This window comes from Neobacillus sp. OS1-32 (assembly GCF_030915425.1).
GTDB lineage: Bacteria > Bacillota > Bacilli > Bacillales > Cytobacillaceae > Neobacillus > Neobacillus paridis.
This window is the reverse complement of record NZ_CP133263.1, coordinates 3,302,851-3,318,549: the sequence shown is the minus strand read 5'-3', so window position 1 is coordinate 3,318,549 and position 15,699 is coordinate 3,302,851. Positions and strand designations below refer to the sequence as shown.

At 45.1% G+C, this 15,699-nt stretch carries 6 protein-coding genes, 2 tRNA genes and 3 rRNA genes; 10 read left to right on the top strand and 1 reads right to left on the bottom strand.

The genetic code is table 11. The features are described from left to right. The first annotated feature begins 8 nt into the window (after positions 1 to 8). The 8 genes from remB (at position 9) to rrf (ending at position 11,169) form a co-directional block, all read left to right on the top strand. On the top strand, positions 9 to 248 hold the full coding sequence (gene remB / locus RCG24_RS16570) for an extracellular matrix regulator RemB (protein WP_202654639.1): 240 nt from the start codon (positions 9 to 11) through the stop codon (positions 246 to 248). A 64-nt stretch (positions 249 to 312) separates the two neighbouring features. Then, positions 313 to 2,235, top strand: coding sequence for a DNA topoisomerase (ATP-hydrolyzing) subunit B (gyrB, locus tag RCG24_RS16565; RefSeq protein ID WP_202654640.1), 1,923 nt, complete (start codon positions 313 to 315; stop codon positions 2,233 to 2,235). A 183-nt stretch (positions 2,236 to 2,418) separates the two neighbouring features. Then, positions 2,419 to 4,977: a DNA gyrase subunit A gene (gene gyrA / locus RCG24_RS16560; RefSeq protein ID WP_308077501.1), complete on the top strand. Its 2,559-nt coding sequence runs from the start codon at positions 2,419 to 2,421 to the stop codon at positions 4,975 to 4,977. Between the two features lie 567 nt (positions 4,978 to 5,544). Continuing rightward, positions 5,545 to 7,094, top strand: a 16S ribosomal RNA gene (locus RCG24_RS16555). Positions 7,095 to 7,345: 251 nt separating this feature from the next. Next, positions 7,346 to 7,422: transfer RNA gene (locus RCG24_RS16550), tRNA-Ile, on the top strand. Positions 7,423 to 7,435: 13 nt separating this feature from the next. Continuing rightward, a tRNA-Ala gene (locus RCG24_RS16545) sits at positions 7,436 to 7,511 on the top strand. A 380-nt stretch (positions 7,512 to 7,891) separates the two neighbouring features. After that, positions 7,892 to 10,826 (top strand): 23S ribosomal RNA (locus RCG24_RS16540). A gap of 226 nt (positions 10,827 to 11,052) precedes the next feature. Beyond that, positions 11,053 to 11,169: ribosomal RNA gene (rrf, locus tag RCG24_RS16535) — 5S ribosomal RNA — on the top strand. Together the 16S, 23S and 5S rRNA genes with 2 tRNA genes alongside form the textbook arrangement of a ribosomal RNA operon. 97 nt (positions 11,170 to 11,266) lie before the next feature. On the opposite strand, the gene RCG24_RS16530 is transcribed toward rrf, so the two are convergent. Continuing rightward, complete coding sequence (locus RCG24_RS16530) at positions 11,267 to 12,226, bottom strand: YaaC family protein (RefSeq protein ID WP_308077500.1); 960 nt, start codon at positions 12,224 to 12,226, stop codon at positions 11,267 to 11,269. Positions 12,227 to 12,331: 105 nt separating this feature from the next. Here RCG24_RS16530 and guaB point away from each other — a divergent pair, with 105 nt between their 5' ends. Both guaB and RCG24_RS16520 read left to right on the top strand, forming a co-directional pair. Next, positions 12,332 to 13,795: an IMP dehydrogenase gene (gene guaB, locus RCG24_RS16525; protein ID WP_308077499.1), complete on the top strand. Its 1,464-nt coding sequence runs from the start codon at positions 12,332 to 12,334 to the stop codon at positions 13,793 to 13,795. A 314-nt stretch (positions 13,796 to 14,109) separates the two neighbouring features. Then, positions 14,110 to 15,426, top strand: coding sequence for a D-alanyl-D-alanine carboxypeptidase family protein (locus RCG24_RS16520; protein WP_308079201.1), 1,317 nt, complete (start codon positions 14,110 to 14,112; stop codon positions 15,424 to 15,426). The last annotated feature ends 273 nt before the right edge of the window (positions 15,427 to 15,699 follow it).

Genomic DNA, 15,699 nt, shown 5'->3' with positions numbered 1-15,699 from the left:
GGTGGAACATGTTTATTCATATTGGCGAAAACCTTAATATTAGGATAAAGGATATTATTGCCATTTTGGATAAAGAAAGTGTCCAGAATTCAGAAATGCTGAGGGAATTTATCGACCGCCACAAACAAAAGCTGATGAATTTATCAAAGAACCCCTATAAGTCAGTCATCGTCACCGATCAATACATTTATTTATCGTCAATTGCTTCAGGTACTTTAAAAAGACGTCAATATAAACGATTAGGATAGATTTAAATTTTTTCAAAAATATAGAGTTACTTACGTTTAGAAAGTGCAGGTGAATCTAGTGACAATGGATCAAAAAGCAGTTCAGGAGCAAGCATATGATGCCGATCAAATACAGGTTTTAGAAGGGCTGGAGGCAGTTCGGAAAAGACCTGGAATGTATATCGGTTCAACAAGCAGCAAAGGTCTCCATCATCTCGTTTGGGAAATAGTCGATAACAGCATTGACGAAGCACTCGCAGGCTACTGTACTGAAATCAATGTCACGATTGAAGCGGATAACAGCATCACCGTAAAGGATAATGGCCGTGGTATTCCGGTTGGCATTCAGGAAAAAGTGGGCCGGCCGGCAGTTGAAGTCATCATGACAATCCTCCACGCCGGTGGTAAATTTGGTGGCGGAGGCTATAAAGTTTCCGGCGGACTGCATGGTGTCGGGGCTTCGGTTGTGAATGCCCTATCCGAATTTTTGGAAGTGTTTGTGCACCGGGATGGTCACATCCATTATCAAAAGTATGAACGCGGTGTCCCGGTTGCCGATTTAAAAATAATTGGGGAAACAGATAAAACTGGGACGATTACCCATTTTAAGCCAGATCCAGAAATATTTACGGAAACACTAGAATATGATTATGACATTCTGGCTACTCGTATTCGTGAACTGGCCTTTCTTAACCGTGGTCTTAAAATTACGATTGAAGATAAACGTGTCGAAAATAAACGTAATGAATATCATTATGAAGGCGGTATTAAATCCTATGTTGAGCATTTAAACCGCACCAAAGAAGTGGTTCATGAGGAGCCGATTGATGTCGAGGGAGAACGAGACGGAATCAGTGTCGAGGTTGCCCTGCAATACAATGAGGGCTATACGGAAAGTATTTACTCCTTTGCCAATAATATTCATACGTATGAAGGCGGAACTCATGAAGCAGGGTTTAAAACGGCGTTAACCAGGGTGATTAACGATTATGCCCGAAAAAACGGTTTAATTAAAGAAAGCGACACGAACCTTTCCGGCGAGGATGTTCGTGAAGGGCTGACAGCGATTATTTCAATTAAGCATCCAGATCCCCAATTTGAGGGACAGACGAAAACGAAGCTTGGCAACTCTGAAGTGAGAGCAATTACGGATACGATTTTTTCGGCCGCCTTTGAGAAATTTTTATTAGAAAATCCAGTGGTTGCGAAGAAAATTGTTGATAAAGGCTTAATGGCTGCCAGAGCACGGGTTGCTGCCAAAAAGGCCCGGGAATTAACCCGGCGGAAAAGTGCGCTTGAAGTGTCGAGTTTACCTGGGAAACTGGCAGATTGTTCTTCCAAGGATCCTGCAGAAAGTGAATTATATATCGTTGAGGGGGACTCTGCGGGAGGTTCAGCAAAGCAAGGACGTGACCGTCATTTCCAAGCGATCTTGCCGCTTCGGGGGAAAATCCTCAACGTGGAAAAAGCACGCCTTGACAGAATTCTTTCTAATAATGAAGTGAGAGCGATGATTACGGCGATTGGAACAGGGATTGGCGAGGATTTTGATATTTCCAAAGCCAGATATCATAAAGTCGTTATTATGACAGATGCTGATGTTGACGGTGCCCATATTCGCACCCTGCTGCTAACATTCTTTTATCGCTATATGAGAAAAATTTTAGAAGCAGGTTATGTGTATATTGCCCAGCCACCATTATATAAAGTTCAGCAAGGTAAACGGATTGAATATGCTTATAACGATAAAGATCTCGATCGGATATTTGCCCAGCTGCCAAGCCAGCCAAAGCCGAATATTCAACGCTATAAAGGTTTGGGAGAAATGAATCCTGAACAATTATGGGAAACAACCATGGACCCATCAACCAGAACGATGCTCCAAGTAAGCCTTGAAGATGCCATCGAAGCTGATGAAACCTTTGAAATGCTAATGGGTGAAAAAGTAGAACCCCGCCGTAATTTCATCGAAGAGAATGCTCAATATGTAAAGAATCTGGATGTATAAGGATAGTGTATATGTCCTTGAAACAAGAAAAGCTTATTTTTGCATTGATCCTTCTAAGGAACCTTCCTTAGTGATTTAGTGCGTAGAAGCTTGAGAATGGATATAAAAAGGTTAAGGGTAGAGGGGTGACCACTATCCTCCTTTTCTTTTTTAGTAAGGGAATCCCAATAGGAGGTACCAAATATGGCTGAAACACCAAATTCTCAAATAAAAGAAGTTAATATCAGTCAGGAAATGAGGACATCTTTTCTTGACTATGCGATGAGTGTTATCGTTTCCCGTGCCCTTCCGGATGTCCGAGATGGTCTAAAGCCGGTTCATCGCCGTATTCTTTATGCCATGCATGATCTTGGCATTCATGCGGACAAACCATATAAAAAATCAGCCCGTATTGTTGGAGATGTAATCGGTAAATACCACCCTCACGGTGACGTAGCCGTTTATGAAACAATGGTACGGATGGCACAGGACTTTAACTATCGTTACATGCTTGTAGACGGCCACGGAAACTTTGGTTCAGTGGATGGCGACTCTGCAGCCGCCATGCGTTATACCGAATCAAGAATGTCGAAGATTTCAATGGAATTATTAAGAGATATTAACAAAGATACGATTGATTATCAAGATAACTATGATGGTGAAGAAAAAGAACCTGTTGTACTTCCATCTAGATTTCCTAACCTTTTGGTGAATGGAACATCTGGAATTGCTGTCGGGATGGCAACCAATATCCCCCCTCACCAGCTCGGTGAAGTGATTGATGGAGTGCTGGCTCTCAGCCATGATCCTGACATTACTACCTTGGAATTGATGGAAATCATCCCCGGACCGGACTTTCCAACGGGAGGAATCATCCTCGGCCGCAACGGAATCCGGAAAGCATACGAAACCGGCAGAGGCTCCATCACATTAAGAGCTAAGGTCGAAATTGAACAGAAATCGAACGGTAAAGAGACGATTATTGTTCATGAAATCCCCTACCAGGTGAACAAAGCGAAACTGATTGAAAGAATCGCTGAACTGGTCCGTGAGAAAAAAATTGAAGGGATTACGGACCTTCGCGACGAATCGGACCGCAGAGGGATGCGAATTGTAATTGAGGTTCGTAAAGATGCCAATGCCAATGTCATTTTAAATAACTTATATAAATTAACAGCGATGCAGACTAGCTTTGGAATCAATAATCTGGCGCTCGTTAACGGACACCCAAGGGTATTGAGTCTAAAGCAATTGCTGGTCCATTACCTGGATCATCAAAAAGTCGTCATTCGCAGAAGAACAGAATTCGAGCTGCGCAAAGCAGAGGCTCGTGCCCATATTTTAGAAGGATTGCGGGTTGCCCTGGATAATCTCGATGCTGTCATTAATCTCATTCGTAATTCCGCCACAACGGATATTGCCCGGGAAGGTTTAATGACCCAATTTAATCTTTCAGAGAAACAAGCGCAAGCGATTCTCGATATGCGTCTGCAACGCTTAACCGGTTTGGAAAGAGAAAAAATTGAAGAAGAGTACCAAGGGCTTGTAAAATTGATTGCCGAGTTGAAGGGAATTTTAGCCGACGAGGAAAAACTGCTTGATATCATCCGTGAGGAATTGCTGGAAATTAAGGGACGCTTTAACGATAAGCGGCGGACAGAAATTGCTGCCGGCGGAATTGAGAATATCGATGATGAAGACCTGATTCCAAGAGAAAATATTGTTATTACCCTTACTCATAATGGATATATTAAACGTCTGCCGGTTTCAACCTACCGCGCCCAGAAGCGTGGCGGACGGGGAATCCAAGGAATGGGTACACATGACGATGACTTTGTCGAACATTTAATGACGACTTCTACCCATGATACGATTCTATTTTTTACAAACAAAGGAAAAGTATATCGATCCAAAGGGTATGAAATTCCTGAATTTAGCCGAACGGCTAAAGGAATACCAATCGTTAACCTGCTGGAAATTGACAAGGATGAATGGATCAATGCGATTATTCCTGTTGAGGAATTTGTCGATGATTGGTTCTTATTCTTCACAACTAAAGAGGGAGTATCGAAGCGATCACCTTTGTCTTCCTTTGCTAATATCCGAAATAACGGGTTAATCGCCGTCAATCTTCGTGAAGGTGATGAATTAATTTCAGTCCGTTTAACGGACGGCAGCAAGCAGATTATCATCGGTACAAAGAAAGGAATGCTGATCCGCTTTCCAGAGGATGATGTAAGGTCAATGGGCCGTACTGCCACCGGCGTAAAAGGCATCACCCTTGATGCGGATGACGAAGTGGTCGGTATGGAAGTTTTGGAGGATGATAATGATATCTTAATTGTGACGAAAAAAGGATACGGCAAGCGGACACCTGCTTCGGAATATCGAATTCAGGGCCGTGGTGGTAAAGGGATCAAGACCTGCCATGTCACAGAGAAAAACGGCGAGCTTGTATCAGTAAGAACCGTTACAGGTGAAGAGGATCTGATGCTGATTACAACAGGTGGTGTCCTGATTCGAATTGATGTTGCCAGCATCTCTCGAACAGGCCGGAACACCCAGGGCGTTAAACTGATAAGCCTGCGGGAAAATGAAAATGAATTTGTTGCCACAGCTGCAAAAGTAGAAAAAGAAGAAGATGGAGAGTCCGCTGAGGGCGAACATGGCATCGGTGAAGTCTTAGGAGAATCCAGCGAATCCAATGATGGTGATAATACAGCAGAAAACCTTGATGATCTTGGATCTGCCGATGAAGAATAAACAAATGAAGGAGCACTCTAAGGGTGTTCCTTTTTTTGTGATGTTCTTTGGAAAATTTAGCATACTAGTTGTCTGAAAAAGGGAAAGCTGTAATAGTTGGGGCAAGTAGCATGGCTCTAGTTACCTGAAAAGGAGAAAGATATGATAGTTGAGGTAAGTAGAACAAGTTTAGTTTGCCTGATAAAGTAAAATTCTGTCTATTAGATCTTCCTAAATTTTAATTAATAATTTGTGACAAAAAATTACCAGGTATTGATTCTTTTAAGGCGACGACGTTATTTTTTGGATAATAAATTAAGTAGGCAGATAGATAAAAATTTGTGTAGTTAAAATAAAAAAACTGTTGACATACAAATATACAAATGGTATATTAATAAAGTCGCTTCGGGGCGACATAATAAAATCGCGGAGCATAAGGGTTTGATTCAAAGAAGAATCATGCGGAGCGATTTGAAGTAATGACTTTGTTCTTTGAAAACTAAACAAACAAAAACGTCAACAATAATCATTCATTTCTAACGAAATGAAGCCAACGTTAAATTTTATGAGCTATTTTTCAACTCAACTTTATTGGAGAGTTTGATCCTGGCTCAGGACGAACGCTGGCGGCGTGCCTAATACATGCAAGTCGAGCGAATCAAGAGGAGCTTGCTCCTCGAGATTAGCGGCGGACGGGTGAGTAACACGTGGGCAACCTGCCTGTAAGACTGGGATAACTTCGGGAAACCGGAGCTAATACCGGATGATTCTTATCTACACATGTAGATAAGCTAAAAGACGGCGCAAGCTGTCACTTACAGATGGGCCCGCGGCGCATTAGCTAGTTGGTGAGGTAACGGCTCACCAAGGCGACGATGCGTAGCCGACCTGAGAGGGTGATCGGCCACACTGGGACTGAGACACGGCCCAGACTCCTACGGGAGGCAGCAGTAGGGAATCTTCCACAATGGACGAAAGTCTGATGGAGCAACGCCGCGTGAGCGATGAAGGCCTTCGGGTCGTAAAGCTCTGTTGTTAGGGAAGAACAAGTATCGGAGTAACTGCCGGTACCTTGACGGTACCTAACCAGAAAGCCACGGCTAACTACGTGCCAGCAGCCGCGGTAATACGTAGGTGGCAAGCGTTGTCCGGAATTATTGGGCGTAAAGCGCGCGCAGGCGGTCCTTTAAGTCTGATGTGAAAGCCCACGGCTCAACCGTGGAGGGTCATTGGAAACTGGGGGACTTGAGTGCAGAAGAGGAAAGCGGAATTCCACGTGTAGCGGTGAAATGCGTAGAGATGTGGAGGAACACCAGTGGCGAAGGCGGCTTTCTGGTCTGTAACTGACGCTGAGGCGCGAAAGCGTGGGGAGCAAACAGGATTAGATACCCTGGTAGTCCACGCCGTAAACGATGAGTGCTAAGTGTTAGAGGGTTTCCGCCCTTTAGTGCTGCAGCTAACGCATTAAGCACTCCGCCTGGGGAGTACGGCCGCAAGGCTGAAACTCAAAGGAATTGACGGGGGCCCGCACAAGCGGTGGAGCATGTGGTTTAATTCGAAGCAACGCGAAGAACCTTACCAGGTCTTGACATCCTCTGACACTCCTAGAGATAGGACGTTCCCCTTCGGGGGACAGAGTGACAGGTGGTGCATGGTTGTCGTCAGCTCGTGTCGTGAGATGTTGGGTTAAGTCCCGCAACGAGCGCAACCCTTGATCTTAGTTGCCAGCATTCAGTTGGGCACTCTAAGGTGACTGCCGGTGACAAACCGGAGGAAGGTGGGGATGACGTCAAATCATCATGCCCCTTATGACCTGGGCTACACACGTGCTACAATGGATGGTACAAAGGGCAGCGAAGCCGCGAGGCTAAGCCAATCCCATAAAACCATTCTCAGTTCGGATTGCAGGCTGCAACTCGCCTGCATGAAGCCGGAATCGCTAGTAATCGCGGATCAGCATGCCGCGGTGAATACGTTCCCGGGCCTTGTACACACCGCCCGTCACACCACGAGAGTTTGTAACACCCGAAGTCGGTGGGGTAACCGCAAGGGGCCAGCCGCCTAAGGTGGGACAGATGATTGGGGTGAAGTCGTAACAAGGTAGCCGTATCGGAAGGTGCGGCTGGATCACCTCCTTTCTAAGGATAACTTTTGTTCTTGCGAACAAATAAATAAATAGATTGTTGCACGTTCTTTGTTTGTTTAGTTTTGAGGGAATAATCCTTTCGCTAAGTTTGCTCCTGCGCCGTAGTAGTTCGAGGAAGTAACTTCTCAGCTCGTCGCAAGGCAGCTTGAAGCAAAACTAAGAAGGCCATTCATGAAGTTGATTCGTGGAAGTTGCCTTGTTTAGTTTTGAGAGAATGAATCTCTTTTAATAAATAATAAGTATGGGCCTATAGCTCAGCTGGTTAGAGCGCACGCCTGATAAGCGTGAGGTCGATGGTTCAAGTCCATTTAGGCCCACCATAGACATAATAGTGGGGGATTAGCTCAGCTGGGAGAGCGCCTGCTTTGCACGCAGGAGGTCAGCGGTTCGATCCCGCTATCCTCCACCAATTCTTTAAAACTACATCACATATGATTGTAGTTAGTAACCTCGTTCTTTGAAAACTAGATAATCGCAATAGAAGAAGTAACCAAGTAAGAACCGAGTATCGCTCATTTATGGTTTTAAACCTTTTAGGTAATGGCAAATTAGCAGCGAGAAGTCGAGGAAGCAAGTGAGTGAAGACCCGAGCGTGCTTAAGGGCACGTGAGGATCTGAGTGAACGAAGCTGACGCAGAGATTCGACGCTGATCATTTGTCAAAAGAGGGAAAAGAGAAGCGAATAGATCAAGAAATCGAGTGAGGAAGCACCGGAGCGTACGCAGTATGTACGTGAGGATGCTGACGAGCGAAGATGACGCAGAGATATGAAGCTTATCTTTTGCCGTAGGTTAAGTTAGAAAGGGCGCACGGTGGATGCCTTGGCACTAGGAGCCGATGAAGGACGGGACTAACACCGATATGCTTCGGGGAGCTGTAAGTAAGCGTCGATCCGGAGATTTCCGAATGGGGGAACCCCCTGCTCGTAATGGAGCAGGATCCTTACCTGAATTCATAGGGTAAGGAAGGCAGACCCGGGGAACTGAAACATCTAAGTACCCGGAGGAAGAGAAAGCAAACGCGATTCCCTAAGTAGCGGCGAGCGAAACGGGAACAGCCCAAACCGAAAGGCTTGCCTTTCGGGGTTGTAGGACACTCAACATGGAGTTACAAAGGAACGAAGTAGACGAAGCGATCTGGAAAGGTCCGCAAGAGAAGGTAAAAGCCCTGTAGTCGAAACTTCGTTCCCTCCTGAGTGGATCCTGAGTACGGCCGGACACGTGAAATCCGGTCGGAAGCTGGGAGGACCATCTCCCAAGGCTAAATACTCCCTAGTGACCGATAGTGAACCAGTACCGTGAGGGAAAGGTGAAAAGCACCCCGGGAGGGGAGTGAAAGAGAACCTGAAACCGTGTGCCTACAAGTAGTCAAAGCCCATTCATGGGTAATGGCGTGCCTTTTGTAGAATGAACCGGCGAGTTACGATTGCATGCAAGGTTAAGTTGAAGAGACGGAGCCGCAGCGAAAGCGAGTCTGAATAGGGCGATCTGAGTATGTAGTTGTAGACCCGAAACCAGGTGATCTACCCATGTCCAGGGTGAAGGTAGGGTAACACCTACTGGAGGCCCGAACCCACGCACGTTGAAAAGTGCGGGGATGAGGTGTGGGTAGCGGAGAAATTCCAATCGAACTTGGAGATAGCTGGTTCTCTCCGAAATAGCTTTAGGGCTAGCCTCACGGCTTGGAGTCTTGGAGGTAGAGCACTGTTTGGACTAGGGGCCCTCATCGGGTTACCGAATTCAGACAAACTCCGAATGCCAAAGACTTACCCGTGGGAGTCAGACTGCGAGTGATAAGATCCGTAGTCAAAAGGGAAACAGCCCAGACCACCAGCTAAGGTCCCAAAGTATACGTTAAGTGGAAAAGGATGTGGAGTTGCTTAGACAACCAGGATGTTGGCTTAGAAGCAGCCACCATTTAAAGAGTGCGTAATAGCTCACTGGTCGAGTGACTCTGCGCCGAAAATGTACCGGGGCTAAACGTATCACCGAAGCTGTGGATGGACACCGCTGGTGTCCGTGGTAGGAGAGCGTTCTAAGGGCGTTGAAGCTGGACCGGAAGGACTGGTGGAGCGCTTAGAAGTGAGAATGCCGGTATGAGTAGCGAAAGATGAGTGAGAATCTCATCCACCGAATGCCTAAGGTTTCCTGAGGAAGGCTCGTCCGCTCAGGGTTAGTCGGGACCTAAGCCGAGGCCGAAAGGCGTAGGCGATGGACAACAGGTTGATATTCCTGTACCACCTCTGAATCGTTTGAGTGATGGGGGGACGCAGGAGGATAGGGTAAGCGTGCTGCTGGTCATGCGCGTCCAAGCAGTTAGGCTGGTGAATAGGAAAATCCGTTCACCGTGAGGCTGAGCTGTGACGGCGAGGGAAATACAGTACCGAAGTTCCTGATTCCACACTGCCAAGAAAAGCCTCTAGCGAGATTCAAGGTGCCCGTACCGCAAACCGACACAGGTAGGCGAGGAGAGAATCCTAAGGTGAGCGAGAGAACTCTCGTTAAGGAACTCGGCAAAATGACCCCGTAACTTCGGGAGAAGGGGTGCTTTTTAGGGTGTCAAAGCCCTGAGAAGCCGCAGTGAATAGGCCCAGGCGACTGTTTAGCAAAAACACAGGTCTCTGCGAAGCCGCAAGGCGAAGTATAGGGGCTGACGCCTGCCCGGTGCTGGAAGGTTAAGAGGAGGGGTTAGCTCACGCGAAGCTCTGAATCGAAGCCCCAGTAAACGGCGGCCGTAACTATAACGGTCCTAAGGTAGCGAAATTCCTTGTCAGGTAAGTTCTGACCCGCACGAAAGGCGTAACGATCTGGGCACTGTCTCAACGAGAGACTCGGTGAAATTATAGTACCTGTGAAGATGCAGGTTACCCGCGACAGGACGGAAAGACCCCATGGAGCTTTACTGTAGCCTGATATTGAATTTTGGTACAGCTTGTACAGGATAGGTAGGAGCCTGAGAAACCGGAGCGCTAGCTTCGGTGGAGGCGTCGGTGGGATACTACCCTGGCTGTATTGAAATTCTAACCCGCACCCCTGATCGGGGTGGGAGACAGTGTCAGGTGGGCAGTTTGACTGGGGCGGTCGCCTCCCAAAGTGTAACGGAGGCGCCCAAAGGTTCCCTCAGAATGGTTGGAAATCATTCGCAGAGTGTAAAGGCACAAGGGAGCTTGACTGCGAGACCTACAAGTCGAGCAGGGACGAAAGTCGGGCTTAGTGATCCGGTGGTTCCGCATGGAAGGGCCATCGCTCAACGGATAAAAGCTACCCTGGGGATAACAGGCTTATCTCCCCCAAGAGTCCACATCGACGGGGAGGTTTGGCACCTCGATGTCGGCTCATCGCATCCTGGGGCTGTAGTCGGTCCCAAGGGTTGGGCTGTTCGCCCATTAAAGCGGTACGCGAGCTGGGTTCAGAACGTCGTGAGACAGTTCGGTCCCTATCCGTCGTGGGCGCAGGAAATTTGAGAGGAGCTGTCCTTAGTACGAGAGGACCGGGATGGACGCACCGCTGGTGTACCAGTTGTCTTGCCAAAGGCATCGCTGGGTAGCTATGTGCGGACGGGATAAGTGCTGAAAGCATCTAAGCATGAAGCCCCCCTCGAGATGAGATTTCCCATAGCTTTAAGCTAGTAAGATCCCTGAAAGATGATCAGGTTGATAGGTCAGAGGTGGAAGCGTGGTGACACGTGGAGCTGACTGATACTAATCGATCGAGGACTTAACCAAAATCGAAAAGCGGAAGCGTCCGCTTAGCAACGTATGGCTTGGAGGGCTTTGACTGAGATAAAGGAAACACGAAGAGTGAAACGATTCGATGTTGACTTATCGTAGGGAAAAGACCGAAAGACACTAGTTGCTGGACGCTGGAGCTGGACAATTAATATAAGCGAACTCGTTCTTACACTTCTTCTGTATTATCTAGTTTTGAGGGAATGAACCTCAAATTAAATAGTCCGGCGGTGATGGCGAGAAGGTCACACCCGTTCCCATACCGAACACGGAAGTTAAGCTTCTCAGCGCCGATGGTAGTTGGGGCACGCGCCCCTGTGAGAGTAGGACGCTGCCGGGCAAACAAACAAGACAATCTGAGAAGATTGTCTTGTTTGTTTGCTCGGGAAATAATTCAAGAAACAATCTATAAACTGCTAGAAGCTGAAACAGAGGTTTTAAATTGAGCTTTTAGCTTGTGATTGAGTTAAATACTGATAAATTAAAAACGGCCCTTTTTTTTGTGTAATCTGCAGGAAAGACTCAATAAATGGATAATCACGGTTCGGCATCATTTTGGTTAATTCACTCCACCACTCTGTTTCATAACGGGCGATCATACTTAAATTGTATAGTAATAAATAGTGAATCAGCAGTTCCGGAAAATGGAAAATTTTATTCTTTTGTAACGGAAAGGCCCAACATCCTCCATCCAGATTAAATTTTAGTGGTATTGCATTTGAAACCCCATGTTGTAGTTTAAAGCGAATCCCCTCTTCAAAAAATTCAATATTACGTCCCATTTTTACGGTTAAAAATTCTTTAAAGCGATTCCGTGTCATATGATAGAAATCCAAAACGGACTCCGAAATGATAAATTGCTCCCCATCCTTATGTATTCTCTCAAAGGTTCTTTTGTTTTCGTGGAAAAGAAATAAGTCATTCAGTTCTGGGATTAGCTGTAATAAATCTTCCATGACGATTTTCTCGCCTTCTAAATGTTTCATATGGAACATTTTTTCGGACATATAGGGGAAAAGTCCATTCTTTTGTATCTTTACTTCGTCCTGAAAAAAGAGGTAGTTTTGTTTTTTCCGTTTTCGTGTTGATACCCCATGGGCCAAGACGGCAGTTGACTCTGGATAAGCAGGATCAATGGTTAAAATGCATGCTTTAATCAAATGAACCAAGCCATAAAAAAGGAGAATTGGTTTTATAATAAGAGGAGATTTTTCCGCTTGCTGATAATATATTTGTCCATGTTCCAAATAATAAAGGAATGAATAACAATTTTCATAACTTTTTGCGTCTGGGTTGGCAATATTATTTTTTAAATAACACGTCTTTAAGAAGTTTTGGCAGTATTCTGCGGAAAAAAAACAAGAGAAGGCTTTCCAGCCATTATGAAAGTTGTTCAAATTTACCACCTTTTTCAGAATAATCTAACTTAGTGTATCTCCCTTGACAGTATTTTGTCCAATTGATAACCTACAAATAATATTTTTGTCCTGGAGGCATGGAAAATGTGGGAAAATAAGTTTGCAAAAGAAGGATTAACGTTTGATGATGTGTTGTTGGTTCCGGGGGCTTCTGAGGTTCTTCCAAGAGATGTAAATTTACAAGTTGAGTTATCGCCAAATGTAAAGCTAAATATCCCAATTATTAGTGCTGGGATGGATACGGTAACAGAGTCGGAAATGGCGATTGCCATGGCACGGCAAGGTGGTTTGGGTGTCATTCATAAAAACATGTCAATTGAGCAGCAAGCCGAAATGGTCGAAAAGGTAAAGCGCTCTGAAAGTGGTGTGATCACTGATCCATTTTTCCTGACCCCTGACCGCCAAGTGTATGATGCCGAACATTTAATGGGAAAATACCGCATTTCCGGCGTTCCGATTGTCAATAATGAGGAGGAACAAAAGCTCGTCGGGATTATTACCAATCGCGATCTTCGCTTTATTCAAGATTACTCATTTAAAATTTCCGATGTGATGACGAAGGAAAATTTGATTACGGCTCCTGTTGGGACTACTTTGGCTGAAGCGGAAAAAATCCTCCAGAAGCATAAGATTGAAAAACTGCCGCTTGTTGATGATGACGGGGTATTAAAAGGGTTAATCACAATTAAAGATATTGAAAAAGTAATCGAGTTTCCAAATTCGGCCAAGGATCGCCAAGGCCGCTTGCTTGCGGCCGCTGCCGTTGGTGTTACGAAGGATACAATGAGGCGAGTCGAAGCACTTGTTAAGGCAAATGCTGACGCGATTGTTGTCGATACAGCACACGGCCATTCAAAAGGTGTGCTAGATACCGTTCGGCAAATTCGAAATGCTTATCCTGAATTAACCATTATTGCCGGAAATGTAGCGACCGGAGAAGGAACGAAGGCTTTAATTGAGGCAGGAGCGGACGTAGTGAAGGTTGGAATTGGACCGGGTTCGATTTGTACGACAAGGGTTATTGCCGGCGTAGGTGTACCGCAAATTACAGCCGTCTATGATTGCGCTACTGTTGCAATGAATTATGGTAAAACGATTATTGCTGATGGCGGTATTAAATATTCTGGAGACATTGTCAAGGCGCTTGCGGCTGGAGGACATGCGGTTATGCTTGGCAGCCTATTGGCAGGTGTTTCAGAGAGCCCGGGCGAGACAGAAATCTTCCAAGGCCGCCGCTTTAAAGTTTACCGTGGCATGGGTTCTGTTGCGGCAATGGAAAAGGGTTCAAAAGACCGCTATTTCCAAGAGGATGCGAAAAAATTTGTTCCAGAAGGAATTGAGGGCCGCCTGCCATATAAAGGTCCTTTGGCCGATACAATTTACCAATTAATTGGCGGCCTGCGGGCTGGCATGGGCTATTGCGGGACGAAAGACCTGGAAGAATTGAGAACAAAATCACAATTTATCCGAATGACGGGGGCCGGTCTAAGAGAAAGCCATCCGCATGATGTCCAAATTACAAAAGAGGCACCAAATTATTCGATGTAAAAAGGGAAGCTTTGGCTTCTCTTTTTTAGCTACTAAGAAAGCATAAGTGCACAAGGGAAAGTTTTCTGAGCATCGTCATTGCAGCCCAAGAGTAGTACTTTTGGACGAACTACGCTCTGTCTTCGCCCTTTCGACTTGCCAGTCGGCGAGTGGTTATTTATGACAATCGTCCTAAAATGAAATTGGAAATAACTTCGTCCTATACTCTGCCTATGATTTACTTTGGAGTTGTGATAAAATAACCAAAGTGTACTAAATCGTTGGAGGGCGTAATTGTGAAAAAACAAGTTTTTCAAAAGTTGGCTGCCGGCACGATGGCAGTTGCATTGTCATTCAGCCTTTTTGCTGCTCCAAAGCAGGCCAATGCACAAGCAGCTTTAAATGTAAATGCCGATGGAGCTATTTTGGTAGATGCTGAGACAGGTAAGATTTTATACGAAAAAAATGCAGATAGTCCACTGGGAATTGCCAGCATGACGAAAATGATGACGGAGTATCTCTTGCTTGATGCCGTAAAACAAGGGAAAGTAAAGTGGGATCAAGAGTATTCTGTCAGTGATCTCGTTTATAAAATGTCACAGCCAAGAGATTTATCGAATGTCCCATTACGCAAGGATGGAAAATATAAAGTACGAGAATTATATGAAGCGATGGCGATTTATTCGGCTAATGGTGCCACCATTGCGTTGGCTGAAATTATCGGCGGGTCAGAAGCGAATTTTATTAAAATGATGAATGAAAAGGCGAAAAAGTTAGGATTAACCCATACAAAATTTGTTAACTCCACTGGTTTGAATAATCAAGATTATCATGGTCAGCAGCCGGCTGGATCATCCGATGACGAAAACGTGATGTCATCGCATGATGTGGCGACCTTGGCCTTTCATCTGATAAATGACTACCCGGATGTGTTAAAAACAGCCAGCACTCCAATGAAAGTCTTCCGTGAGGGTACAGATGACCGGATTGTGATGAAAAACTGGAACTGGATGCTGCCATCTTTAGTATACGGCTATCAAGGCGTGGACGGCCTCAAAACAGGCACAACTGATTTTGCTGGCTATTGCTTTACTGGAACAGCAAGCCGTGATGGCAAAAGATTTATTACGGTTGTGCAAAATGCTGTAGGCGCCAACGGTAAAGGCGGTTATAAAGCCCGCTTTGATGAAACAAGGAAAATGTTTGATTATGCTTTCACCAATACAACCAGAGAAGAAATTGTGCCAAAACACTATCAGGTCAAAGGTCATAAAACAATTCCGGTTATTAAGGGGAAAGACGACCAGGTTAAAATTTATACGAAGTCAGCCATTGATATGGTGATTGAAAATGGCGAGAACAAAAATTATCAACCAGTGTTAGTACTGGATAAAAAGAAAATTAATAAAGATGGCGAATTAACGGCGCCAATTAAAAAAGGTGAAACTGTCGGCTATTTAACGGTTAAACCAAAGAATGGCGACAAAATGAAATTTTTAACGACTGATGGCCAGAATAAGTTGAAGGTAGCTGTAGTTGCGGCCCAGGATGTTGAAAAAGCCAACTGGTTTGTGTTAATGATGAGAGGAATTGGCGGTTTCTTTGGCGATGTATGGAGCGGCATTTCTTCGACAGTAAAAGGCTGGTTCTAAAAATAGGATGAAACTTGAGTTTGTCAGCCAGCAAAGTTCTTTAAATGGAAATTCGTCGACTGGCGAGTCCTTAAGGATAGTTCATGAGGTGTAGTTGAATTATACGATTAAGGAAAGTGTAAAATTTGGAAAAATTTATACTTCCCTATTAGCTAAAGAAAGGATTCCTTCTTGACAGGAATCCTTTTTTGTTGCTTTAATGTGGTTATGGAAAAAAATTATTCTAGTTATCTACATGGGAAAAATATAAAACTATGAAAAAATTTTTCTTAA

What these genes read in the sequence shown, in the direction of transcription:
- gyrA (WP_308077501.1), top strand. Translation starts at nt 2,419, where the DNA reads ATGGCTGAAACACCAAATTCTCAAATAAAAGAAGTTAATATCAGTCAG.
- RCG24_RS16520 (WP_308079201.1), top strand. Translation starts at nt 14,110, where the DNA reads ATGGCAGTTGCATTGTCATTCAGCCTTTTTGCTGCTCCAAAGCAGGCC.
- guaB (WP_308077499.1), top strand. Translation starts at nt 12,332, where the DNA reads ATGTGGGAAAATAAGTTTGCAAAAGAAGGATTAACGTTTGATGATGTG.
- gyrB (WP_202654640.1), top strand. Translation starts at nt 313, where the DNA reads ATGGATCAAAAAGCAGTTCAGGAGCAAGCATATGATGCCGATCAAATA.
- remB (WP_202654639.1), top strand. Translation starts at nt 9, where the DNA reads ATGTTTATTCATATTGGCGAAAACCTTAATATTAGGATAAAGGATATT.